This window comes from Hyphomicrobium sp. B1, assembly GCF_049532635.1.
Classification (GTDB): domain Bacteria; phylum Pseudomonadota; class Alphaproteobacteria; order Rhizobiales; family Hyphomicrobiaceae; genus Hyphomicrobium_B.
The window spans coordinates 461,962-486,077 of the sequence record NZ_CP134871.1 but is presented as its reverse complement, the minus strand read 5'-3'; the positions used below and the strand labels follow the sequence as shown (position 1 = coordinate 486,077).

Annotated in this window: 23 protein-coding genes; 14 read left to right on the top strand and 9 right to left on the bottom strand. The window is 57.6% G+C overall.

The window, feature by feature from the left end:
- Window positions 1-76: 76 nt before the first annotated feature.
- From RLW55_RS02425 to RLW55_RS02415, 3 genes are all read right to left on the bottom strand, one after another.
- Window positions 77-1,072 carry an aldo/keto reductase gene (locus tag RLW55_RS02425; RefSeq protein WP_423415460.1) on the bottom strand — a complete coding sequence of 332 codons (996 nt, stop codon included), beginning with the start codon at window positions 1,070-1,072 and terminating at the stop codon, window positions 77-79.
- A gap of 72 nt (window positions 1,073-1,144) precedes the next feature.
- Complete coding sequence (locus RLW55_RS02420; protein WP_423415459.1) at window positions 1,145-2,251, bottom strand: AbrB family transcriptional regulator; 1,107 nt, start codon at window positions 2,249-2,251, stop codon at window positions 1,145-1,147.
- A 2-nt stretch (window positions 2,252-2,253) separates the two neighbouring features.
- The gene (locus RLW55_RS02415; RefSeq protein WP_423415458.1) at window positions 2,254-2,826 is read right to left on the bottom strand and encodes a hydrolase; all 573 of its coding nucleotides are present in this window, start codon (window positions 2,824-2,826) and stop codon (window positions 2,254-2,256) included.
- 98 nt (window positions 2,827-2,924) lie between these two features.
- On the opposite strand from RLW55_RS02415, the gene RLW55_RS02410 reads away from it, so the two are divergent.
- Entirely contained in the window at window positions 2,925-3,566 is a 642-nt protein-coding gene (locus RLW55_RS02410; RefSeq protein ID WP_409562005.1) for a TetR/AcrR family transcriptional regulator, read from the top strand.
- On the opposite strand, the gene RLW55_RS02405 is transcribed toward RLW55_RS02410, so the two are convergent.
- Window positions 3,511-3,819 (bottom strand): hypothetical protein, encoded by a 309-nt coding sequence (locus RLW55_RS02405; protein ID WP_409562006.1) that lies wholly within the window; start codon window positions 3,817-3,819, stop codon window positions 3,511-3,513. The genes RLW55_RS02410 and RLW55_RS02405 overlap by 56 nt on opposite strands.
- Window positions 3,820-4,416: 597 nt before the next feature.
- Between RLW55_RS02405 and RLW55_RS02400 the strand changes: the two genes are divergently transcribed.
- Window positions 4,417-4,590 carry a hypothetical protein gene (locus tag RLW55_RS02400; RefSeq protein WP_409562008.1) on the top strand — a complete coding sequence of 58 codons (174 nt, stop codon included), beginning with the start codon at window positions 4,417-4,419 and terminating at the stop codon, window positions 4,588-4,590.
- A gap of 384 nt (window positions 4,591-4,974) precedes the next feature.
- On the opposite strand, the gene RLW55_RS02395 is transcribed toward RLW55_RS02400, so the two are convergent.
- A complete protein-coding gene (locus RLW55_RS02395) occupies window positions 4,975-5,328 on the bottom strand; it encodes a hypothetical protein (RefSeq protein WP_423415457.1) in 354 nt (117 codons plus the stop codon).
- A gap of 210 nt (window positions 5,329-5,538) precedes the next feature.
- A complete protein-coding gene (locus RLW55_RS02390) occupies window positions 5,539-6,345 on the bottom strand; it encodes a cobalamin-binding protein (protein WP_423415456.1) in 807 nt (268 codons plus the stop codon).
- A gap of 388 nt (window positions 6,346-6,733) precedes the next feature.
- On the opposite strand from RLW55_RS02390, the gene RLW55_RS02385 reads away from it, so the two are divergent.
- Both RLW55_RS02385 and RLW55_RS02380 read left to right on the top strand, forming a co-directional pair.
- The gene (locus RLW55_RS02385; RefSeq protein ID WP_414461614.1) at window positions 6,734-7,213 is read left to right on the top strand and encodes a hypothetical protein; all 480 of its coding nucleotides are present in this window, start codon (window positions 6,734-6,736) and stop codon (window positions 7,211-7,213) included.
- Window positions 7,214-7,335: 122 nt separating this feature from the next.
- Window positions 7,336-7,752 carry an MOSC domain-containing protein gene (locus RLW55_RS02380; protein ID WP_409562012.1) on the top strand — a complete coding sequence of 139 codons (417 nt, stop codon included), beginning with the start codon at window positions 7,336-7,338 and terminating at the stop codon, window positions 7,750-7,752.
- A gap of 36 nt (window positions 7,753-7,788) precedes the next feature.
- On the opposite strand, the gene RLW55_RS02375 is transcribed toward RLW55_RS02380, so the two are convergent.
- Window positions 7,789-7,935 (bottom strand): hypothetical protein, encoded by a 147-nt coding sequence (locus RLW55_RS02375; RefSeq protein WP_013946049.1) that lies wholly within the window; start codon window positions 7,933-7,935, stop codon window positions 7,789-7,791.
- A gap of 399 nt (window positions 7,936-8,334) precedes the next feature.
- Between RLW55_RS02375 and RLW55_RS02370 the strand changes: the two genes are divergently transcribed.
- The 7 genes from RLW55_RS02370 to RLW55_RS02340 all read left to right on the top strand — a co-directional run bounded on the left by RLW55_RS02370 (window position 8,335) and on the right by RLW55_RS02340 (window position 17,613).
- Window positions 8,335-9,501 carry an HlyD family secretion protein gene (locus RLW55_RS02370; RefSeq protein ID WP_423415455.1) on the top strand — a complete coding sequence of 389 codons (1,167 nt, stop codon included), beginning with the start codon at window positions 8,335-8,337 and terminating at the stop codon, window positions 9,499-9,501.
- On the top strand, window positions 9,498-12,269 hold the full coding sequence (rbbA, locus tag RLW55_RS02365; RefSeq protein WP_423415454.1) for a ribosome-associated ATPase/putative transporter RbbA: 2,772 nt from the start codon (window positions 9,498-9,500) through the stop codon (window positions 12,267-12,269). The genes RLW55_RS02370 and rbbA overlap by 4 nt, the downstream gene beginning before the upstream one ends.
- Before the next feature lies 1 nt (window position 12,270).
- Entirely contained in the window at window positions 12,271-13,383 is a 1,113-nt protein-coding gene (locus RLW55_RS02360) for an ABC transporter permease (protein ID WP_414461618.1), read from the top strand.
- A gap of 358 nt (window positions 13,384-13,741) precedes the next feature.
- Complete coding sequence (locus tag RLW55_RS02355) at window positions 13,742-14,707, top strand: ABC transporter substrate-binding protein (RefSeq protein WP_423415453.1); 966 nt, start codon at window positions 13,742-13,744, stop codon at window positions 14,705-14,707.
- Window positions 14,708-14,755: 48 nt separating this feature from the next.
- On the top strand, window positions 14,756-15,847 hold the full coding sequence (locus RLW55_RS02350; protein ID WP_423415452.1) for an ABC transporter ATP-binding protein: 1,092 nt from the start codon (window positions 14,756-14,758) through the stop codon (window positions 15,845-15,847).
- 3 nt (window positions 15,848-15,850) lie between these two features.
- On the top strand, window positions 15,851-16,792 hold the full coding sequence (locus tag RLW55_RS02345; RefSeq protein WP_423415451.1) for an ABC transporter permease: 942 nt from the start codon (window positions 15,851-15,853) through the stop codon (window positions 16,790-16,792).
- Window positions 16,793-16,812: 20 nt separating this feature from the next.
- Entirely contained in the window at window positions 16,813-17,613 is an 801-nt protein-coding gene (locus RLW55_RS02340) for an ABC transporter permease (RefSeq protein WP_423415450.1), read from the top strand.
- A 15-nt stretch (window positions 17,614-17,628) separates the two neighbouring features.
- Here the strand turns inward: RLW55_RS02340 and qhpR are convergent, their stop codons facing one another.
- Window positions 17,629-18,705, bottom strand: coding sequence for an AraC-like transcriptional regulator QhpR (gene qhpR, locus RLW55_RS02335; RefSeq protein WP_409562020.1), 1,077 nt, complete (start codon window positions 18,703-18,705; stop codon window positions 17,629-17,631).
- Between the two features lie 324 nt (window positions 18,706-19,029).
- Between qhpR and RLW55_RS02330 the strand changes: the two genes are divergently transcribed.
- Together RLW55_RS02330 and RLW55_RS02325 are read left to right on the top strand one after the other, a co-directional pair.
- Window positions 19,030-20,973 (top strand): primary-amine oxidase, encoded by a 1,944-nt coding sequence (locus tag RLW55_RS02330; protein WP_423415449.1) that lies wholly within the window; start codon window positions 19,030-19,032, stop codon window positions 20,971-20,973.
- 44 nt (window positions 20,974-21,017) lie between these two features.
- On the top strand, window positions 21,018-21,722 hold the full coding sequence (locus tag RLW55_RS02325) for a sulfite exporter TauE/SafE family protein (protein WP_423415448.1): 705 nt from the start codon (window positions 21,018-21,020) through the stop codon (window positions 21,720-21,722).
- A 73-nt stretch (window positions 21,723-21,795) separates the two neighbouring features.
- On the opposite strand, the gene RLW55_RS02320 is transcribed toward RLW55_RS02325, so the two are convergent.
- Window positions 21,796-23,457 (bottom strand): alpha-keto acid decarboxylase family protein, encoded by a 1,662-nt coding sequence (locus tag RLW55_RS02320; RefSeq protein WP_423415447.1) that lies wholly within the window; start codon window positions 23,455-23,457, stop codon window positions 21,796-21,798.
- Between the two features lie 114 nt (window positions 23,458-23,571).
- On the opposite strand from RLW55_RS02320, the gene RLW55_RS02315 reads away from it, so the two are divergent.
- Entirely contained in the window at window positions 23,572-24,009 is a 438-nt protein-coding gene (locus RLW55_RS02315) for a CBS domain-containing protein (RefSeq protein WP_409562024.1), read from the top strand.
- The last annotated feature ends 107 nt before the right edge of the window (window positions 24,010-24,116 follow it).

Genomic DNA, 24,116 nt, shown 5'->3' with positions numbered 1-24,116 from the left:
CATCCCCCGTTAAGCTCACTGCGTCTGCAATGAGAACGCAGGAGCTAGGGGTACGTTTCAGCCCAAAACGTAAATGTCAGACAAAAGCTTCGGTTTGTGCGTGCGGCTCATACAATTCTTCGAGCTTGGAAATCTCTTCGTCCGAGAGCTTCAGAGATACGGCTTTTATTGCGTCATCAAGCTGGTAGGGCTTGGTCGCACCGATGACGGGCGAGGTCACGACCGGTTTATGCAGCATCCACGCAAGCGCTACTTGAGCTGGCGGAACGCCGCGGGCTTTTGCAACTTCGACCACACGATCGACGACTGGCTTGTCGAGTTTCTTTGATTTCTCGTAGAGCCGCTGTGCAAAGGGATCGTTCTGTGCGCGCGTCGTTTCCGGCTCGTCCTGCCAGGGCCGCGCAAGACGTCCCCGTGCGAGCGGAGACCATGGGGTCACGGCGATGCCTTCCGATTGGCAGAGCCGAAGCATCTCCCGTTCGTCTTCGCGATAGAGAAGATTATAGTAGTTCTGCGTCGAAACGAACGGCGCCCACCCGTGTGCGCGCTGCAAGCCGAGCGCCTTCATGAATTGCCAAGTAAACATCGACGACGCGCCGAGATAGAGCGCTTTGCCGGAGCGCACGACTTCATCGAGGGCTTCAAGCGTTTCCTCAAGTGGCGTGCCGTAGTCGTAGCGATGGATGATATAGAGATCGACATAGTCTGTGCCCAGCCGCGTCAGGCTGTCGTCGATTTCGGCGAAGATCGCCTTACGCGAGAGACCGCGGCCGTTCGGGCCTTCGCGCATCGGCGAGCACACTTTCGTCGCGATGACGACTTCATCACGCCTAGCAAAATCGCGGATGGCGCGGCCCAACACGCGTTCGCTTTCGCCGTGCGTATAAACATTGGCGGTGTCGAAGAAATTGATTCCGTTTTCGAGGGCAGTTTTGATGTAGGGTCGGCTCTCCTCTTCGGGGAGCGTCCACGCCCATTTCATGACGCCATCGTTGGATTGGCCATAGCTCATGCAGCCAAGGCAGATGCGCGACACATCGAGACCGGTATGGCCAAGTTTGACGTAATCCATCGGGATTCCTCCGTCGGTAGAAGCCGTGTTTTTGGGGACGGCTGACGTGCAGCCGTCTATCGGTTTGAAGCTCTATTTCAAAGTGCCAATATTGAGCGTCTGCTCTAACCGTCGCGCAACGAAGCGTGAGATCGAGGGGCCGACCGCGATGACGATCACGAGGCGCAGCGTTTGCAACGCCATGATGAATGACATGTCGACTTTCGATGAGGCGGCGATCACGGCAATCGAGTTCAAGCCGCCGGGGCTCGTTGCGAGATAGGCCGTCAGCGGGTCGACACCGAGGAGTTCGGTCAGGATCGCGGCAAGGCCCCCGCAAAAAATGATAAGAACCAGAACGGCCAAAACAATGTGAGGCAGCTTTTTCAACGCGTGCATAAGAATGTCGCGAGAAAACGTTTGGCCGATCATCCAGCCGATAAAGGCGTAGGACATTGCGAGCAACCAATAGGGCAACTCGATTTTCACGATACCCGAAGACTGCAAAACGGCGCCAAATGCCATTGGGATCAACATGACACCCGCCGGAAATCGTAAAAGATGACCAGCCACTCCGCCGATGGTCGCGATCGCAATCGTTTCGGCGAATGCGGTCCAATCGATAGGCGGAAACCACGTGGTCGTATCGGCTGTAGGCGTGACCTGGATCCAGATATGAGCGACGATCGCGGCCGCCCCGACAACCATGACGACACGCAAATACTGCATGAACGCCACCAGGCGCACATCGTCGCCATAAGCGCCGGCCATAAGGATTGCGGCTGTCGCAGCTCCGGGAGAAAACCCCCACACAGCAGTTGTGCCCGGCATGATCTGGTATTTGCCCAACACCCAACCGATCAGGCTGGTGGCCGAAATCACTGTCAGAACCACCGAAAGCAGCAGGGGCCATTCGGTTACAAACCTCGCGACGATTTGTGGCGATACGGCGCTCGCCAGCGTGCAACCGACTATGGCTTGAGCCACCAGCCTGACGAAGGGCGGTAACCGGATCGAGCCGCCGTTGGTTTCGACGACGATCGCTGCGATCATTGGGCCGAGAAGAATCGCGGCCGGAAGTCCAGTCAGACCGATCAGTGCCGTCACCACAAACGATAGGGCGACGAGGATCAACCACTGAATCGGCTTCGCAAGGTTGGCCAGGAGTGCCTCTGGGGCGCGGGTCGAATTGGGCGGCACTGTTATTGGCCACCTAATTCGATATCGGCTGCTTCGGTGACGCGACTAATCCGAGGGAAAATCATTTCGACGGCAAAGTTGTGCATTTCCGCTGAGAAGCTTGCGGTAATATCCTCGGCGAGAACGATGGCATAGTTGCGTTCCCAGGCTTGGCGCGCAGTGGATTCAACGCCAATGTTCGTTGCGATGCCACCGAGGACGATCGTGTTGATGCCACGGCGACGGAGCTGAACGTCGAGGTCTGTGCCGTAGAACGCGCCCCAATTGTGCTTGGTGACGCGAATATCGGACGGCATGGCTAAGCCATCGGCGAGTTCGGAGAAGTCATCGGGAAATCCGCCCGGAGGGATCGCTATGGGGCTGTCGACAGGGACGCGGACAGCGTCGGCGAAATCTTTGGCGAAGGCGACATTGACGAGGACGACGGGGGCGCCTGCGGAACGAAAGCGCGTTGCCAATTCCGACGCACGCTTGACGACATCCGCTCCCGTGTGTGGCGCGACGTTGCGCGCTACAATTCCGTTCTGGAGATCGATGAGGATGAGGGCCGTCGTTTGGGGGTCAAGCTGAAGCATCGGCATCTGCCTTTCGCTCTTGGCCATTGGTGTCCGTTGGCCTGATTACGGTTTCGTGATATTTGAGGCATCGCTCAAATTATTCTGGATAGTTGAGGATGGCCTCAAGTAAGTCAACAGGGACGCAAGAGCGCACCGCCTTGAGCCCGCAGCGTCGGCCAGGGCAGGAGCGGGTGGCGGCGCTGCTTGAGGCGGCGGCAGTTGTCATCGCGGAGAAAGGCTATGACGCCACGACGATGGCGGAGGTCGCGGCGCGGGCGGGCGCGCAGATCGGATCGCTTTATCGGTTTTTTCCCAACAAGGACGTTCTTGCGAGCGCGCTGATCGAACGGTTTCATGACAGGGCCGGTTCGCTCTTCGATGCGATCGATCAACGGGCCGGCGAGCTTTCCGTTGCCGAGTTGACCGACGCGTTGCTCGACCTGCTTGGAGATCTGCGATCGGAGACGCAAACCATCGTCGCGCTTCTGGAGGGCAGAGCAGAATTGTCAGCCCGCCGGCTTGAGTTTCGCCGTGAGCTTCGCAAGCGCATTGCGCGGACGCTCATCCATCGCTGTCCGAAGCTTCGCAAGGGTCAGGCCGAGGACGCGGCAGCAGTTCTGTTACAGAACATGAAGTCCATAGGTGCGCTGACGAAGGAGATTGGCAACGGCGTTCGGCCGAGCGCGCTTGTTGAGCTTCGTGTCATGACCCGGCACTATCTCGAGAAGATATTTGCGGACGCCGGTTGCCGGGAATAGCAAGCTTGCCGCCCGCTTCGAGCCAGAGGGCTAAGGCCGTCGCGGCGATGACGCCAAGGATGGCGCCGGTGCTGTCGGCCAACAAAGTGCCGGCCGCCCAAGATATGGCGATCAGCAACAGAGAGGGAAAGATAACGCTCGCCTTGGCTTTGGAAAGCGATGCGATGATGACCAAAGCGCCGAGGATGGCGCCGATAGCACCGAAATAATAATCGCAAATAGCGCCAATAAAAACGATGAAGACCAGTGTCACGCCTGTCGTCCCTTGGGAACGCGAATCGGTGAGCACACGTCGGTAATCTACATCAGAGGCGTTCAAATTTCCTGATCAGTATTTAGACAAAATGCGGGGCGAGCTGCCTAATGTGAATGCAGATCGTCAGTTGACGCTGGATTCCGCGAGCAGACGATAGCGGTCCAGCGCAGATGCCGAATCCGTGCCTGGTCGACACGGTCGCGCAGATGCCTGATCCGGGTCATTTCAGGTAGCTCGATGACCTTACCGCGGCATGTGCGGGTATACGCGACGAGCTCATGCTCCGCTGCGTTCAAGCGAGCTGTGGCTTCGCGCTGGAAGAGCGAGACAAGCTTTGCATCCATAGGCAAGATCCTCCCTTCTTCGCAGGCTACGTGATTTGGATTGCCTCAGAAAGGGCGACCAAATTGGTCTCCACAGCGGCTGGTTCGCGAACGGGAATGCGTAAAGGGGACTTCCTTTTGTCGTGATGGTCGGCGACTGATCGCGATGTCTGGCGGGCATTTTGAAAGTCCGCGGCAATGTGATCGCCGTCTTGTTCGTAGCTTTCCGAATATCCATGTTGCTGTGGACGCGATATTGGAGGCCGTCCTAATGCCAGATGAAGATGCAGCGTCCGTCATCTTTTTTGTCGCCAGCCTTTATGCGTTTGGGATCGTGCTTCTCTATGTCTTGGCACGTGCGTGGGAGCAGGCGCTTTCGACCCGTCCGGATGCGAAACGGGCGCCTGCCCATCGCCGCGACATCAATCGACCCAGAGGCTTTTGACGCCGCTCAGCGTCCGCGCGGTGATTGACGCGCCAGCGAAGTGGGAATTCGCTTATTCACGGCGCCTATCGGCCCGTGCCCTTTGCTCTTGGTTAATTCTTTCGGAATGGATGTTTTGCAATTGCGTATGCTTGATTGCAGCTTGCGCAGATCAGCTCATACTTTCGTGCAATATAGTTCGCGGAAAAATCGAATAACTGGCTCAATTTAAACATCGTTCTTCGATAAAACGGCAGTTGTTAACTCCTTACTCTCGATTATCTGATATATTCAGTATACCTCATGTCCTCCCCCCGGAATGAGGCTTGAAGCGTGGGCATCCGGCCATCCCCCTCATTCCCCCCGCCGGGTGCCCACCACCTGCCTGTATGGCGCATGGGGAAATCACATACCTGCGCGCAGCGTGCGCATGATAAGTTGGTTCGATGTTTCATTGTGCTCGGCGAGCGATGGAGAGCGCCTCGGCGCCTGTCTCATCCAGCCTGCTACGCGCGGTTTTGGCGCCGCAGCATTCGGCGACGGATCGGTTACGGGACCATTGGTGCTCACATCGATTGAGTTGATCTGCTCGGACTCATCCATTGCCTTGGCCAGTGCGCCGACCGTCATCACGGGGGCGGTTGGGATCAGCAGCGTTTTGTCGGCTTTGGGCTCTGGCGCCTGCTTTTGCTCGGCAAGATAGGTTTCGACGCGCGAGGGGCGCGGATCGCGCGACGGAAGCAGGGCCAATTTGGTCATCGCTTCGCGGGCCAACGCTTCGCCGACAGTTACTGCTATCCAAGAGCTTCCGACGATCAGAGCTATATAAAATAGCGAGGTGTAGACGCGATTAGACATGGCACCAGTCTGAAACTCGACTTCGGGTGCCCCCACACCAACCTAACAGACTACGCCCGGATTTCCCGGCCGTTCCCGTGGGCTGATAAAAATCATCTTAGCGGAATTTGCTCAGTTATCTTTGAATGTGACTAATGCCTGTCGCATCGCCGCGCGAATGGCATCGAGACCGTCGGTGAGTGCGGCCGGTCCGGGCTGCAAAATTAGTGACGATTTGATTTCAAAGACCAGATTGTTGACGACGGCAGGAATGGTTTCCCAGCCCGGCCGGCGGCGGATCGTCTCCAGGCGTACCTTCTTACCGCACCATGATGCGAGAATGACCTCGGGCGCTTGGGCAATCACCGTTTCGGCGGATACGATGCGGTCCTTGGCGGCCGCTTTGCGGCGCAGGTTGGAAAAGATGTCGTCGCCACCTGCGATTTCGATAAGTTCGGATACCCAGCCCAGACCGGCGATCTGCGGGTCGTCCCATTCCTCGAAATAGACGCGCGGACGATGCTTCTGTCCTGCTGTTTCGGCGCTGACGGCTTCTACCCGTTGTGCGAGCGAGGTGGCGAGGGCTTCGGCTTTGTCTCCGCAACCGATGAGTGTACCAAGCGTCCGGATCATCGCGAAGATCCCCGCGAGGTCGCGCTGATTGAAAATGTGCACCTCTTGCCCTGCTCGCGCGAGATCGGCCGCGATCTGGGCCTGAAGGTCTGAGAACGCAAGGATGAGGTCGGGTTCGAGCGCGAGTATCTTTGGGATATCGGCAGAGGTAAATGCCGAAACTCGGGGTTTTTCGCGGCGGACCTCCGGGGGGCGAACGGCATATCCGGATACGCCGACGATGCGGTCTTGCTCGCCGAGCAAATAGAGCGTTTCGACAGTCTCTTCGGTCAGGCATACAAGCCGGCGAGGAGGAAAAGTGCGCATGGGTTGCCCGAACGAATGCCATTGCTGGGTGTGCGGTCGGTTCCGTTTGGCCAGTCAGAGCGCGATGCTACCAGTCGTATGCGCACTGAGAAACCGGCGCCTCCGCCTGAGCTAGACAACTCAAGAGTTGGCTTTGGCGAACAAGCGAATATTACTGGATGTTTATCAGAACAGTCTGGAACAAATCTGCGGGTCGATTGTTAAAGCTGCCGCAAAATCTGCTTGAGGCTCCAGTAAAACGTACGTGCGCGCATCGAACATGACCACCTCGTCCATTTGCGTGGGTTGAGGCATCATTGAGACGTGTGGCATCAACTGTTCATCGGGAATACATCCTGGTTCGTCAAAGGTTCTGGCCGTGTTTGCGGACAGCGGAAGGAAATGAAATATGGAAACGACCCTGAAGTCACTGCTCGTCGCCGTGTCGTTCTTGGCCCTTGCTCCGGCTGCTTATGCCGCTGAGAGCGCCGAGAACGGCGTCGAGCTGGCATTCATGCCGAGCGCGATGGACGTGACGCTGCTCAACGAGGGCGGAAAGTACGTGGCGGTTGATCTCAAGAAGATCGCCAAGGGCGAGAAGTGCCACATGGAGAAGGATTCGGTGATCATGAAAATCGGTCCGGGCGCCACGCCTGGAACGACGCTCGTTCGCTATGCAGCGCCGAACCTGTCGCACGGCGGTTGCCCGTTCATGACAGAATTCGAGCTTTCGAACGCCGACTATTCCGCAGCCCGGGCCGAATATAACGCCAAAGCCGAAGAGGCGTCGAAGAAGATCGACGATCTCAAGAAGCAGCTCGGCGATAAGTGGAATGAGCTGACGAAATCGGCCGAGCCTCAGAAGGATGCCGAACCGCCTAAGAACTAAGGTGAAAGGAGGGGCATGTGCAGTCGCTGCCTCCCCAATCGATTCTGGCGAAATTACTGGCCGGTCCCGTGGGGCCGGGCCGGCTTATTTGGATCGGTCTTCGACCTTCCCGCAAAGCGCCGATGCTCACTCCAGCATCGGCGCTTTTCGTTGCGGGTCAAGGGATCGAGGGTGATCGCTACAAGACGCAGCGGAACGGTCCGCGACAAGTGACGCTCATTGCCGCTGAGGATCTCGCCGCGATAGCGTCATTTATGGGTAGGGACGTTTCGCCGGAGCTGTTGCGGCGAAACCTCGTCACGAGCGGGCTCAATCTGAATGCCCTAAAGGAGCGGCGCATTCTGATGGGTGAGGTTGTCTTGGAGGTCAGTGGCGAGTGTGCGCCGTGCAGCCAGATGGAGGCGAACTTGGGGCCGGGAGGCTATAACGCCGTTCGCGGCCGCGGCGGACTCACGGCACGCATTATTACTGGTGGGGAAGTAAGCCTGGGGGATGCGATCGAACGTGTAGAGAATTGGCCGCCACCCGCCGCGACCTAACAGTCCCAGCCGCTCAATGACCGGTTCAGTCCCGGTTCAGTCGATTCCGATCGGCTTCTGTGGGCCTTGTGGGCGGGTCGATTTGATCAGGTAGCTTACGAGGGCGATGCCGACGATCGGCAGGAATGCGGTGGCCGCGATCTGCGGCAAAACGTTGAGCACCGCATAAAACGAGTAGGGCATAGTCGCGTCTCCGGAGCAGATGACAGGCGAACTCGGACGCCGTCATCTTGTTCCGCTTCGACTAAAAAATTGTGACTCCAATGGGGGCAAACGTTCCGATCGGGGAATATCTCTTGGCGGATGAGCCGGAAGGGGATTCGCTTGGCTCTCAGCGCGGCGAAGAGAAGGTTACTTCCGGGACGGAACCCGAACGATTGTATTGTTCCAGGTCAACGCATCTTGACCTAGCGCAGGCCAGCTAGTGGGCGGAGTCTTCGCTGTGGCTCATCCCAGCATGGGCTAAATCGCAGCGCCAACATTTATCAAAGGTTGTTCTCTTGCATCCCTCGAAACTGCTCCGCTCCGATATCGGTCCGGCCGCCGGTGTCGTCGTTCCGGCCGTTCTCCTGCGGGGGGCGCATGAGTGAGTCTCAAACTGAGCAGCCCCCGGCGGCCGGCGAGCAGAAATCGTTGAGCCATTGGTTGCGGACAAACCCGCTTGGTCCGGGAGCCAAAAAACTGGCAGCAAGGATCGGCCGCGATGCGCTGATCGTCATCGTCTTGATTGCGGCGGTCGGAGGCTATCTCGCCTGGAAAGAATTTTTCAGCTCGGCTTTGCCCCCCGGCATCGCCAGTGGCAACGGCCGCATCGAGGCTGTCGAAATCGATATCGCGAGCAAAATAGCGGGGCGAATCAAAGAGATATACGTCGACGAGGGCGACTTTGTGACGGCTGGGCAGGTCGTTGCGCGGATGGATACCGCTCAACTCGAAGCGCAACGGCGACAGGCCCAAGCGCAGTTCCACCGTGCGCAGATCGGGGTCGATACGGCGAAGAGTCTCGTCACCCAACGCAATGCGGAGAAAACGGCGGAGGTTGCAGTCGTCGCGCAGCGGGAGGCCGGACTCGATGCCGCAGAGAGTAAGTTCAAGCGCTCAGCAGAACTCGTCAAGACGAACGTCGTGTCACAGCAGACGCTCGACGACGATCGCGCTTCGAAGGAAGGCGCGGTCGCAGCGGTCGGGGCGGCAAAGGCTCAGCTTGCGGCCTCCGAGGCGGCAATCAGCTCGGCCGAGGCGCAGGTTGTTGACGCGCGTGCGGCCGTCGACGCCGCCAAGGCCGCTATCGACAGCATCACCGCTGACATCGACGACAGCACGTTGCGGGCGCCGAGAGACGGGCGGGTGCAGTATCGCGTCGCGCAGCTTGGCGAGGTGCTGTCGGCGGGGGGACGGGTGCTCAACATGGTCGACCTCAGCGACGTCTACATGACGTTCTTCCTGCCCACGGCGGAAGCGGGACAAGTGGCGCTGGGCGCGGAGGTCCGGCTGGTGCTCGATGCTGCACCTCAATACATCATCCCGGCAAAGGCAACGTTCGTTGCCGACGTGGCGCAGTTCACGCCGAAAAGCGTCGAAACGGAAGAAGAGCGGCTGAAGCTGATGTTCCGGATAAAGGCGCAGATACCCAAGGCGCTGCTTCAGAAGTACATCCGGCAAGTCAAGACTGGGCTGCCCGGCGTGGCGTACGTCAAGCTTGATCCCAACGCGCAATGGCCGGTGCTCGCAGGAAAGCTGGTGCAATGACGAGCGGCCCGGCCGAACCTGTACCCGTCGTCGCCCGTCTCGAAAATGTCAGTCTAAGCTACGGAAAGACGCTGGCGCTCGATGCTATTACACTCGATGTCCCTGCGGGGGTTATGGCTGGCCTGATCGGCCCGGACGGCGTCGGCAAGTCGAGCCTGCTGTCGCTCCTTTCCGGTGCGCGCAAGATGCAGGAGGGACGCGTCACCGTTCTCGGCGGCGACATGCGGGACGCGGCCCATCGCCGACGAACCTGTCCGCAGATCGCCTATATGCCCCAGGGGCTCGGCAGAAACCTTTATCCGACGCTGTCGGTCTTCGAGAACGTCGATTTTTTCGGTCGACTTTTTGGGCTCGGCCAGCATGAGCGACAGGACCGGATTGTCGAGCTGCTAAAGAGCACGGGTCTTGCCTCCTTTGCCGACCGACCGGCCGGCAAGCTTTCCGGCGGCATGAAGCAAAAACTCGGGCTTTGCTGCGCGCTCATCCACGATCCGGAATTGCTCATTCTCGATGAGCCGACCACAGGCGTCGATCCGCTCTCCCGCCGGCAGTTCTGGGAGTTGATCGACGGCATTCGTCTCGGCCGGAAAGGCATGAGTGTTCTCGTTGCGACCGCCTACATGGAAGAGGCGGCGCGGTTCGACTGGCTGATTGCGATGAACGCAGGAAACGTGCTCGCAACGGGCGCGCCGAGCGATCTTCTGAAGAAGACCAGTGCGCCCAATCTCGATGCAGCCTTCATTGCCCTATTGCCGGAAGATCAACGCCGCGGACACGTCGATGTCGTCATTCCGCCGCGCACAGAAAACAATGACGATGAGGTCGCGATCGAGGCCGATCATTTAACGATGCGGTTCGGTGATTTCACCGCTGTCGATGATGTCAGCTTCCGAATTACCAAAGGAGAGATTTTCGGCTTTCTCGGCTCAAACGGTTGCGGCAAGACGACGACAATGAAAATGCTGACCGGTCTTCTGCCGGCCAGCGAAGGCACAGTGAAATTGTTCGGGCGAGAGGTCGATCCCAATGACATGGCCGTCCGACGTCGCGTTGGATACATGTCTCAGGCCTTTTCGCTTTATTCGGAACTGACCGTCGCACAGAACCTCGATCTGCATGCGCGGCTCTTTCATCTGGAGCCCGATCATATCGCGCCGCGCATTGCTGAAGTCGTGCGCCGCTTCGATCTTTCCGACGTCATGGACGCATTGCCTGATGCGCTTCCGCTCGGTATCCGCCAGCGCCTGTCGCTCGCCGTGGCGATGATCCATTCCCCGGAATTGCTTATTCTTGATGAGCCGACGTCGGGCGTCGATCCGGTTGCGCGCGATCAGTTCTGGCAGATCCTAGCCGATCTCTCGCGCAAGGATAACGTGACGATCTTCGTTTCGACCCACTTCATGAATGAAGCGGAGCGTTGCGACCGCATTTCGTTGATGCATGCCGGCCGCGTTCTCGTCAGCGATACGCCGGCCGCGATCGTTGAGCAGCGCAAGGCATCGTCGCTCGAAGATGCCTTTATCGACTATCTGCAGGACGCGATCGGGAGCAAGGCGGGCAGCGCCGTTGAAGCCGACCAGATCGCCACGTCACTTGCAGCCGGTCATCATGCTGTCTCTGCTCGACCGGCGAGCCCATTGAGCCAGAGCATCCGGCGGATGCTAGCCTATATGAGACGCGAGACACTCGAACTGCGGCGCGACCCGCTCCGGGCCACGCTCGCGACGATCGGCAGCGTGCTTTTGATGTTCGTCATCGGTTACGGCATCAATCTCGACGTCGATAATCTGAGCTTCGCCGTTCTCGATCGCGACGACACGACAATCAGTCGTGATTACGCCATGCAGATTGCCGGATCTCGCTATTTCAATGAGAAATCGCCGGTCACCGATTATAAAGACCTCGATCGCCGCATGGGAGATGGCGAGTTGAGTCTCGTCCTCGAATTTCCTCCGGGGTTCGGACGTGATGTTGCACGCGGGCGAAACGTCGAGATCGGCGCCTGGATCGACGGCGCGATGCCGATGCGCGGCGATACCATCGCAAGCTACGTCCAGCAGATTCATACCGAGTGGCTGGCGCAGAAGGCGCGTGAACTTTATGGCGATTCATCAGCGCTCGGTGCTTTTCAGGTCGCGCTGCGCTATCGCTACAATCCGGATGTCGAAAGTCTCGTCGCGATGGCGCCGGCGGTTATTCCGCTGCTTCTCATGATGATCCCGGCGATGCTCACAGTTCTGAGCGTGGTGCGAGAGAAAGAGCTCGGGTCGATCATTAATTTTTACGTGACGCCGGTGACGCGCCTGGAGTTTCTGCTCGGCAAGCAAATTCCGTATGTAGCGCTCGCAATGCTCAACTTCGTTTTGCTGGCGGCGTTTGCGGTGTTCGTCTTTCGCGTGCCGTTTACGGGCAGCTTTCTGTCTTACACCTTCGGAGCGCTGCTCTATGTGATCGTGGCGACGTCCATGGGGCTGGTGGTGTCGTCATTCATGAGCAGCCAGATCGCGGCCATCTTCGGCACGACGCTGATAACGCTGATTCCGGCTGTCCAGTATTCAGGCTTGATTGACCCGGTGTCGTCGCTGCAGGGAGTCGGTGCTTATATCGGCAAGATCTACCCGGCGGCCTACTTCGTGACGATCTCGCGTGGGACGTTTTCGAAAGGGCTGGGGTTTGGCGATTTGGCCAACGACTATCTGGCGTTGCTGATTGCCATTCCCATCCTGTTCGGCCTAGGCGCGGCCTTCCTCAAAAAGCAGGCGACGTAAGATGCGCGTCGCGAACATCTGGCAGCTCGGGGTCAAGGAATTGCGCGGATTGATGCGCGATTCGACGATGCTGATCCTGATCGTCTATGCTTTCTCGGTTTCGATCTATTCGGCGTCGCGGGCGTTACCGGATACGCTCAATCACGCGGCGATCGCAATCGTCGATGAGGATCAGTCGCCCGTATCGTCCCGTATCATCACTGCATTTTATCCGCCGTACTTCAGTGTGCCGCGGCTGATCACTCAGGAGCAAATGGATGAGCGTATGGATGCCGGCGCCGATACGTTTGCGCTCGATATTCCGCCCGAGTTCCAACGCGATCTACTTGCAGGCCGCTCGCCGACGATACAGCTCAACATCGATGCAACCCGCATGACGCAGGCCTTTACGGGTGGCGGTTATATCGAATCCATTCTCGCAGGTGAGATCAGCGAGTTTCTCGATCGCTATCGCTCGAACGGTGATCTTCCCGTTCGATTGACGCTGCGTGCTCGATACAACCCAAATCTTAACAAGACTTGGTTCGGTGCGATAACGAACGTCATCATGTCGATTACGATGCTGTCGATCATTTTGACCGGCGCCGCTCTCATTCGAGAGCGGGAGCACGGTACGGTCGAGCATCTTCTCGTGATGCCCGTGACACCATTCGAGATCATGGTCAGTAAGATCTGGTCGATGGGCTTCGTCGTGCTGCTGGCGTCGAGCATGTCGCTGATTTTCGTCGTGCAGGGGTTGTTGCAGGTTCCGGTCAACGGCTCGGTGCCGTTGTTCCTCGTTGGCGCTGCCCTGGATATTTTCGCTATGACGGCCTTGGGCGTTTTTCTGGCGACGATGGCGGGGACGATGCCGCAATTCGGTATGCTGCTTATTCTTGTTCTTATCCCCTTGCAGGTTCTGTCAGGCGGCGTGACGCCTCGCGAGAGCATGCCGGCCATCATTCAGGATATCATGCTGGCCGCTCCGAACACGCACTTTATCATTCTTGCTCAGTCAGTGCTGTTTCGCGGCTCGGGATTTGACGTCGTCTGGCCGCAGTTCGCAGCGCTGCTTGGTATCGGCTGTGTGCTGTTTGCGCTCTCCATGTGGAGCTTCAGGCGCTTCCTGAGATAGCGGCCTCGCTATTCGCACGCGAGCCTGGCGGCTGCAAAATAAGCCGCTGAAAACTTTGGCATGAACTGTCAATTACTTCCCAGTCTGACCTGGATAGGTTTTTCCAGGCTGTCGGCTAGGAGCGCGCGCGGCGTTGGCTTGAGCCAGGGCACTATTCGTCAGTCCCATTCAGCGTGAGCTGTGCTCGGTTTCGCAAACGATGGAGTTTGAACGCATGCCGGAAGGTCGTCGCGTATCGCAACGTAAAAATTTCTCGGAAAATCGTGGCGGCTTGGTCCGACGTCTGTCGCGAACGCTCGGAGCAGTCACGGCGCTGTCACTTTTTGGCGCCTCTGTCGCGTCTGCCGATAGCCTAAACATGCTGGTTTGGGAGGGCTACGCCGACGCGAGTTTCGTCGAGCCTTTCAAAAAGGAAAGCGGCTGCGACGTCTCGGCTGTCTATGTCGGAACGAACGACGAAATTTTCGCCAAGCTGATGGCCGGCAGCGGCACTTATGATCTCGTGACGCCCTCCAACGACACGACGATGAAGCTGATTGATGCTGGATTGGTCGATCCGATCGATCCCGGCAAGATCTCAGCGGAGGCCGATTTCTTCCCGATGCTGAAATCGCCGCCGTGGCTGTCGAAAGATGGCAAGACGTACGGCGTTCCCTATGCCTGGGGTATCATTCGCATCGTCGTTGATGCCACTGCCGTATCGGAGCCGCCGACCAGCCTCGCATTTCTTTGGGACCCCAAGTATGCCGGCAAGTTCGCGATGTGGGATGATATCGAGACGCTCTACGAGGCTGCGCGCTATCTCGGGATCAAGAACGTCTACGACATGAATGACGAGGAGCTAGCGAAGGTCAAAGAAGCGCTTCTGAAGCTCAAGCCGAACATTCGCAAATATTGGACGACAGCGGGTGAGATGACAACCTTGCTCCAAGGCAAGGAAGTCATCGGCGGCAACGCATGGGAAGAAACGCTCGTTAAGCTGCGCGGCGGCGACCGCAAGCTCATCGACGTCGTTCCGAAGGAAGGACGGGGCGGCTGGAGCGATAGCTGGATGATTGCGAAGGGCGCTTCATCCAACGCCTGCGTCTACAAATGGCTGAATTACGTGTCGAGTGCGAAGGCGCAAGCTCTCGGACACGCCGTTACGGGATTTGGATATTCGAACGGCAAGATGGTCGATTTCCTTCCGGACGATCAGAAGAAGTCCTTTGAAGAACTCGGCATGACGAATCCGGAGACGCTGAAGACCGTCAGCTGGTGGCAGCCGGTGAAACAGCGCGGGAAGTATCTGGAAATCTGGAACCAGGTCAAAGCCGCGCAATAACCACGACCCATTTTACTCTGTCCAAGCTGCGATCAAGAGGGTGCGCGAATGGCCGCTTACATAGATCTCATCGGTATTCGCAAGACGTATGGAACTTCGAACGTTGCAGCAGTCGATGGTGTGGACCTGTCGATCCAGAAGGGTGAGTTTATCACCCTTCTGGGCTCATCCGGATGCGGCAAGACAACGACGCTGCGCTGCATTGCGGGTTTCGAAATGCCGGACACGGGCACCATTCGCATCGATGGCGAAGACATAACATATTCGCAGCCGTCGGAACGCGACATGCGGATGGTGTTTCAGGATTTCGCTCTCTTTCCCAATCTTACGATTTCAGAAAACGTTGCCTTTGGTCTCCGCCTCAAAAAAATGCGAGGCCGTTACACCGAGGCGCAAATCCGTGCGCGGGTTGATGAATACTTGAGCCTCGTGCAGTTGGCCGATCACGGCAAGAAAATGCCGCATCAACTCTCCGGCGGGCAGAAGCAGCGCACGGCTCTGGCGCGCGCGCTCATCACCGATCCGGCGGTCGTTCTCTTCGACGAACCGCTTGCATCTCTTGACGCCAATCTGCGCAAGGCGATGCAGGTCGAGATCAAGCGGCTGCACCGGCAGTTCAACAAGACTTTCATTTACGTCACGCACGATCAGGAAGAAGCGATGGCGATGAGCGATCGCATCGTCGTCATGAATAAGGGGCGCATCGTCCAAAGCGGAAGTCCGCAAGAAGTTTATGCCCAGCCGAATTCCAAGTTTGTGGCGAACTTCATCGATCGGGCTAACGTTCTTACAGGCGTGGTCGATGCCGTCGATGGCCCGACGGCTAAGATCCGTTTGGCAGGCGGCGCAACGCTTTCGGCACCGGCCAACGCCGCGACCATCTCAGGCAAGACAGTCGGCGTGATGATCCGCGTCGACCGCGTTGCCATCGGTGACGACGGATCTAACCAAAGAAATATTCTTCGCGGCACTGTGGCTGAGCGTCTCTTCCTCGGTGCGAAGAATGAGTATGTGATCGAGCTTGCGGACGGTGCCGGTCGGATAAGCGTGCATGATCGAACGACCGGCGCGCAGGCCAGCATCGGCGATGTCGTGCCGCTTTCCGTTCTACCGGATGATATTCGCGTGTTGGCAGCTTGATCCATGAATGACACTGCAGCTTCCGTCATGACGACTTCAAGCGCCGTCTTGGAGACGGCCGCCGAGATCAGCCCAGGCGCGCTGAAGGCGAAAAAGATCGAACGCGCGCGCATGCTGTTCTGGCTTTTGCCTCCGGCGGCTTGGTTCTTCGTCTTTATGATCCTGCCCTACTGCATGCTGTTCTATTACAGTCTGGGATCGGTCGATTACGTCGTCTTCAAGCCGGGCTTTTCACTGGCGAATTTCGTCAGGGTTTTTACAACCGAGCCATATCTCAGCGTGATGCTCAAATCAGCGAAGATCGGCATCTATACAGCGGTGTTGTCGTCGATTGTTGCGTATCCGTTGGCGTTCTATTTGGCGTTTCATGCTTCGGAAGCGACCAAACGCTACGTCTATCTTCTGGTAATCGTGCCGTGGTGGGCGTCTTATCTCGTCAAGGCCTACGCCTGGAAAACCATTCTCGGAACAGGCGGTCTCATCAACGCCTCACTGCTCGGGCTCGGTATAATCGATCATCCGCTGACGTTGTTTCTCTATAACGAGTTCAGCGTGACGTTGACGCTCGCCTATATCTTCACGCCATTTGCAGTGCTTTCGATTTACGCTCAACTCGAACGCATCCCGACGTCCCTTATCGAAGTAGCGCTCGACCAGGGTGCGACGCGTATGGAGATCTTCCGCAAGATCGTTCTGCCGATCAGCATTCCGGGCATCATCGCAGGCGGCGTCATCACGTTCTCGTTGGGGTTTGGAGATTTCGTGGCGCCCGCGCTCGTCGGCGGCGCGGATTCCATCATGATATCCAATATCGTTATCAATCTGCTGGGCGCGGCCTACGACTGGCCGATGGCGGCGGCGATCGGTCTGGTCATTATCGCCCTGGGGCTTGGGCTGATTGCCTTAGCTCATCGCCTTGAGCACCAATTTCAGGTGCGCTTCTAGAACGGACGAGAGCAAATTGAATGCGCGCATTTGGAAACAAACCCCTTGTCGCAGGTCTGGCCGGAGCAGTGCTGCTGTTTCTCTATGCGCCGCTGCTCGTAATGGCATTCTTTTCATTCAATGCTAGCCAGTTTACCGCGCTTCCGTTCAACGGCTTCACGCTCTCCTGGTATGAGAAGGTTCTCGAGAACGAAACGCTGATGCGGTCGATCGGCGCGTCCGTTTATGTCGGCATCGGAACGGTCATTCTGAGTATGCTCATCGGCCTGCCAGCGGCGATTGCGCTGGACCGCTACGAGTTTCCGGGGAAAGCCGCTTTCCGGCGGATCGTGATGCTGCCGATTGTGCTTCCCGGTGTCATTACCGGTGTTGCGCTTTTGAGTTTCTACATCACGATCGGGTTTCGGCTATCACTCAATACGATCATGCTCGGCCAAGGTACGGCTCTGACTTGCATCTATGTCACGGAAGTTTTTGCGCGTCTGCAGCAGCTCGGTCGGAGCCAGGAGGAGGCTGCCTTCAATCTTGGCGCTTCGCAGATCGAGACGTTCTTTAAAGTGACGTTGCCGAACCTGAAGTCCGCCATCTTCGGTACGATGCTGATCGTATTTTCGATCTCGTTCGACGAGATTGCGGTTACATACCTACTGACCGGCCGCGAAAATACTTTGCCGATGGCGCTTTGGTCTATCCTGCGCCGCGAGGCAACGCCCGAGATCAACGCCGTCGCGACATTAGTGATTGCATTTTCAATTGTTCTCATCGTGATCGGTGTCGTGGCTTCGCGCGGCAAAGGACTTGCGTCAGCGTCTAAGGCTTAGCGCTATCTCATCCAATCAGTGACTTGTGGCGCTCGTCGGCGCCATGAAAGAAGCTCTTTCTCCCGAGGACGTTCGCGCGCGAACGGCGCCGTCTCGGTATTTGGCTGGTGTCGAGCCGGTGAAGCTTTTGAAGCTTCGTGAGAATGCGCTCGTTTCACTATAGCCAAGATCGAACGCGATCTCCGGAATGGTGCGATCGGTGAACGCCAGCATCGCCTTCGCGATTTCCGTTCGCACGGCGTTGCGAAGATCTGCATAATTCAGGCCAGCATCGGCGAGCTTTCGTTGAAAGCTTCTGACGCTCATGCCGAAGTCGCTGGCCGCGTCCTGGATGTCGATGCTCTTAACGCAGCATAGTCTGGCGTTGATCCATGCCTTGACGCTGTTGCTGAGATCGAGTTCAAGTTCTTGCGATCTTAGGCAGTCGGACAGCTCACTCTCCAAGCGGTGGTGCAGCATGCGATCATATGAGTGTATTGGGTGGCTCAGCTCCGAGAGGGGAAACAATATAGCGTTATAACGAGCGCCAAAACGTAGTGGGCAATGAAAATGCGCCTGATAACTGGCGAGATTTGCACCAGGAGAATGCTCGAACTCTAGGCATAGCGGCTCCCAGTCCTTGCCCAAAGTCGCGCGCAATACCGAGCACAAGACAGCCTCTGAGAAATTCGCATCCTGGACGCGATGCGAGACGGTTCTGTCGAAAATAGAATAGGTCAGGCGTGCAGTGTCGCCGCTGACGTTCAGCGCGCAGTGCGTTCCGCCCTGGAAGGTGGGAAAATACTCACAAAGCTTGGTGAGCCCTTCGCCGACGGTGCGGGCGGTGAGATATAACTGGGCGGCTGCTCCTAAGTCGTGAATATTGAAGAGTTTTCCCCACTTCATGCCAAGTGCGTGATCGTTCGTTTGAGTTGCCGCCATCTCCAGCATTGTTGTGAAGGCTGAGAGCGGAAGAAAAGGCGAGCGTCCAAACAACCCATCGTTTGCTATGCCGACGCGCGCGGAAATCGTCTCCGGGTCCATTCTCCGGCGATCGATCGTAGAGAGAACTCCGTTGATGATCGATGCCGCGATGACGCCCGATGAAGGCATGCAACTCTATCCCATAGTGTCGCCGTTGAGTGGGACAGCATCGCAAGAAGCGTACCACTTCGTTTGCGGCGACGTCAGATCACCTTTGAACGTGAAATCTCTGTGCGGAGGTGGTTTCCAGATGAGCGCAGCAAACGGTTTCTGAGCGGACAGATTCGCTTTTTGGCGCCAACTATCAATTACAGTCCGTATGGCGCTGGCTAGGGTCTTTCGAGAAAGGACGATTGCCCTGATAGGGCGTCGCCTCGGCTGCTGTTGAAGCAGCGTCGTTCGGCCAAAGTGCGTGACCAACCAGAGCGCATTGCAACACTCGGGAGCCTAATCATGTCAGAAAGCTGTTGCTCGACGGCCGTGCTGGAAAAGTCATCGTTGGTCCGGCATCCATTGGATCCGTTATCGCCCGATGAGATCCGGAATGCCGCTGGGATCGTCAAGGCCGTCGCGCCATACGGACCGAAGACATGCTTCGAGTCGATCGGATTGGACGAGCCGACAAAGGATGAACTCAAGGCTTATGCCGAATGTAAGCCAGTCGAGCGGCGTGCGGCAGTCAACGCCTCAAGCTCCGAGACGATCGGCGTTACAAAGTTCGTCGTTTCTCTCGATACAGGAAAGGTGTTGTTCAGCGAAGACTGCCCCGACAAACGGCCAATGATACAACTCGAACAGTTCTTGGCTATCGAGGACATTGTTCGCGGCAATGCGGAATTCATCGCTGCGTGTGCCAAGCGCGGCATTACCGACATGGGCAAAGTGTGTGTCGATCCGTGGTCGGCGGGGAGCTTCGATATTCCGGGGGAGGAAGGGCGCCATCTCTGCCATGTTTTTTGCTGGCTTCGGCTCCGGGAGTTCGAGAACTTCTACGCGCATCCTATAGAAGGCCTCAACGCTGTGGTGGACATCAACAGCGGTGAGGTCATTCGGATCGACGATTACGGCGTTACGCCGATCCCGATGGCAGAATACAACTATGAGCACCAGTTCTTCGACGAGTTCCAGCCGCCTGCAAAGCCGATCAATGTCGTCCAGCCGGAAGGCGTGAATTTCAAAATCGAGGGAAGTCGTCTGACGTGGCGTAATTGGGCGCTCAATATCGGGTTCAATACGCGCGAGTCGCTGACGCTGCACGATATCAGCTTCAACGGGCGACCTATCCTTCGGCGCGCATCTATCGTCGAGATGACTGTGCCCTATGGTTCGCCGGACGCCGGGCACTTCCGTAAGCACGTCTTCGATATCGGCGAGTACGGGATCGGCAAGCTCGCGAACTCTCTGGAACTCGGCTGCGATTGCCTCGGCGTCATCAAGTATCTCGACGCGCATCTCAATACGCGCGATGGCGAGCCGTGGACGATTAAAAAGGCGATCTGCATTCACGAAGAAGATTCAGGCTTGCTCTGGAAGCATACCGATTTCCGCACGGAACGGTTTGAAATTCGCCGCGGCGCTAAGCTCGTCATTTCGTCGATCTGCACGGTCGGCAACTATGAGTATGCGCTGTACTGGTATTTCTTCCTCGACGGCAAGATCGAATTCGAACTCAAGGCGACCGGCATTATCAACACGACGGCCTGCATTCCCGGCCAGCCGGGAAAATACGGACGCGAAGTTGCGCCTGGCGTCGTCGGGCAGATCCATCAGCACATCCTCTGCGCGCGGCTTGAGATGTGCGTCGATGGCGACAAGAACAGCTTTGTCGAGTGCAATACCTATGCCGAGCAGGAAGACGGAGAGAACCCCTACGGCAACGCCTTCTACGAAGAGGAGACCCTCATCAAGACGGAGGGCGAGGCCGCACGGACCGCAAATCTCGTTACGCAGCGCTATTGGAAGGTTATCAATCCAAACAAATTCAATCGTGCTGGAACGCCGGTCGGATACAAGCTCGATGCCCCGGATTGCCTGACGTCGTTCGTTGCGCCGAATTCGTTTTCGGGCAAGCGCGCGTCCTTCACGCAAAACCACGTCTGGGTTTCGGCATACGATCCGACCGAGCGTTTCCCTGCTGGCGAATTCATGAATCATTCGGACGGATCGGGAGGTATCAAGTCTTTCGTTGCGAAGAACCGCCCGATCGAGAACACGGATATCGTGCTCTGGCATACGTTCGGGTTGCACCATTCGGTTCGGCCAGAAGACTTTCCCGTACAGCCGTGCATTTCGGCTGGATTCAAATTGATGCCGTCAGGATTCTTTGACGGAAATCCGGCGATCAATTTGCCACCCGTCGTCAACGCTGCGAGCTGCTACGCCGACACCGGCAAATAGCGGCGTTGGAGGTCCAGTCCTTTTTGGGACGAGGAGGTTGACAGATGGAAGGCACAGCTTTGTTGGCCGGCGGGTTCGTCGTGGGGCTCGCGGGAAGTCTTCACTGCTCGTGCGTTTGCGGTGGCATTGCGTCGTCGCTGCTGTTGGCGACGGCGCCCAGCTCTTCCGCGCAGAGATTGCAGTTGCGCGCACTTGCCAGCATTCAAGCCGGGCGCACGCTGACGTATGTGCTCGGCGGAGCGGTGGTCGCCTCGGTCGGTTCATCATTTGCGAGTTTGATGCATCTTGCCGGATTACAGGCAGCTGCGCGTATCATGGCCGCCGCGCTCGTCGTTGCAGTAGGGCTGTCGATTGCCGGCATTCTGCCGCGATACGGTCTTTTTAAGGCGGTCCCCGCTGTCCATGAGCGCATTCGTCGGCGGCTACCTGCACGGATGACGAAAGGTTTGCCGGTGGTGTCCGGCATGGTCTGGGGATTTGCACCGTGCGGCATGGTCTACAACGCTTTGATGATGGCAATGGTCAGTGGATCAGGGACCGATGGCGCGTTGTTCATGGGCGGTTTCGCAATTGCGACGATGCCGGCGGTCAGCCTCGCTGCGTATGGATCGGCGCGGGCCGTAGGTGGTGCGAGTATGCTCTCTTGGCCGCGTCTCAGAACGGCAGCGGGGACGATTGTTGCGATACTCGGCTTGGCGAGCGCCGTCATTCCGTCAGAAGCTCTGACAAGTCTTTGCTTGCCGGGTTAGGCAGTCGGAACGCTTCGTGTCTCTTCAGGCTCTGCGCTCGGGCCAAAGGCAAGGTTTCGAGGCGAGACGCCTATTATCGGCTGTGCTTTTTATCAGGTGAAAGTTCAGCGCCGAGGCGTTTCAGGGCGTCCGACATATCCAGTTTGTCGAGCATGATTTCGATGACGGCGGGGCCATCGTTGCTGCTTCTCGCCTGGCTCAATGCCGCCTCAAGTTCTTCCTCGGTTTCGACGCGACGCCCCCAGCCGCCACCGAAGACATCCGGCAGCTTGTGATAGTCCCACTGCTGAATATCGTTATATGGGCCTTCGTGAATGACGCGCTCGGTGGTGTAGCCGTCATTGTTCATGATCAGCAGCACGGCGGGAATGTTGCGTCGGCAGAGCGACGATAATTCCTGCACCGTCATTTGCAGCGCGCCGTCGCCGATGAGAGCGAGAACGCGGCGGTTCGGGGCAGCGATCGATGCACCGAGGACGGCAGGAAGGGCGTAGCCGATCGACAGGTAGAACGCCTGCCCTATAAAGCCAACATCATGATGCATGACGAGGTCGGCAGCGGCGAATAGGCTGTCCCCGGTCTCGGCAACGACGATGGTGTCGTCGCAGATATAATCGTTGACGCGGCTCATGACCTTGTCGACCGTGAGTTTGGCTCCGCGGCGCGCAATCGATGGCTTGGCCTCACGTTTGGCTACGCTTTCGAATGGGGGATGGGGCAACCCGTGGGCCGGCATGCGATCCGCGAGGCCGGTCACCACGTCGCCGATCCATACTTGCTCGTAGACGTGTTGGCTGATCTTCAGGCGACCGGAATTTGCGAGGATCAATTGGCGGCCTTCGAGCTTGCCGGTAAACACGCCGAAATTGATGTCGCTGATCCACGCGCCGATGCAGAGCAGGACGTCACTGGCTTCGACGATTGCCCGAACATCCTTTCGCGACATGGCGCCTTCGTAAACTCCAATTGCCTGCGGGTGAAGTTCCGAGATGACGGTCTTGCCGAGGAGGGTCGTTGCAACCGGCAGCTTGCTCCTTTCGACGAGACGCATGAATTGTTGCATCAGGCCGTAGCGATGCAGCTCAACGCCACCGAGAATGACCGGCCGCTTCGCCGACGCGAGCAGGGCCATGACCTCGTCCAGGGCTTCGTTCAATGAGTCTGGATCTGACACGGGTGGTCCGGACGGCGTCTGCCGTTTCGAGGGCTCGCAGGGCTGATCAACGATATCGACGGGAATTTCGATCATGATCGGGCGCTTCTCAGAGAGACAGCGGGCAAGCGCACGGTCGATGAGTTGGGGCGCGTCTCCAGCATCGTCGAGCAGAACGGACGCAACTGTGATGTGTGCATAGGCATGTTGCATTGTCGAAAATTCGCCCACGCCGTGATGAAGCAGCATTGAGGAGCGGCGCTGATTTGTGCGCGGTCCGCCGACCAAGACCACGAGCGGAACCTGTTCCGCATAAGCGCCCGCGACGGCATTCATGGCGCTGAAGCCGCCGACGCCCCATGTCACGACGATACAACCGATGCCGCGGATGCGAGCATAAGCATCGGCGGCATAGCCCGCATTAAGTTCATTACAGGTTCCGATCAGGTCGACGCCAGATGCGATCAAGCGATCCATGAACGTCAAGACATAATCGCCGGGAACGCCAAAGGCATGCTCAAGGCCAGCCTGTTTGAGTCGCTCGATCAGGTAGTCGGCGACCGTTGTCGATTTTTCCGGCATTCCTTCCCCGCCTTTAAGACATGGCATCCAACTAAATTAGCCCTGCACAGGCACGTCGTCAGTGATAGATTCGGGGGTGTGAGTGGCCAAACCGCAATTTTTAGGATTATGGCTATGATTGTTCAAAGTATCCTCAAAGCAAAAAAGAATGCGCATGTTCTGACCGTTCGGCCGGACGACACGATCCTTAAGCTCGTACAGATGCTGCGGGCCGAGGGGGTTGGCGCAATGGTCGTCAGCAGAGATGGCCAAGCGTTGGATGGGATCATTTCTGAGCGCGATGTGGTGCGCGCCTTGGCGACCAACGAAAACAGGCTTCTGGCTTTGCCTATATCAGCTCTCATGACGCACGAAATCGTTACGTGTTCTCCCGGCGATACGATCGCGCACGTGACGCATCTGATGACGGAACGGCGTGTCCGACATCTTCCAGTGGTCGAGAATAATCATCTCGTCGGCATCATCAGTATCGGCGACGTTCTGAAACACCGAGTTGACGAAGTGCAGTTCGAGGCAGCGGTTCTTCGCGATATCGCGCTTGCGGGCCGCTAGCTCGGACAGCTATCGCACGTTTTTGCGGTGAGTGGCCGCGGCGCATTTCCGGCGCAGCCACGTCATGTTTTGCGCCCATCGAATAAGGGACATTCATCTTTCAAATA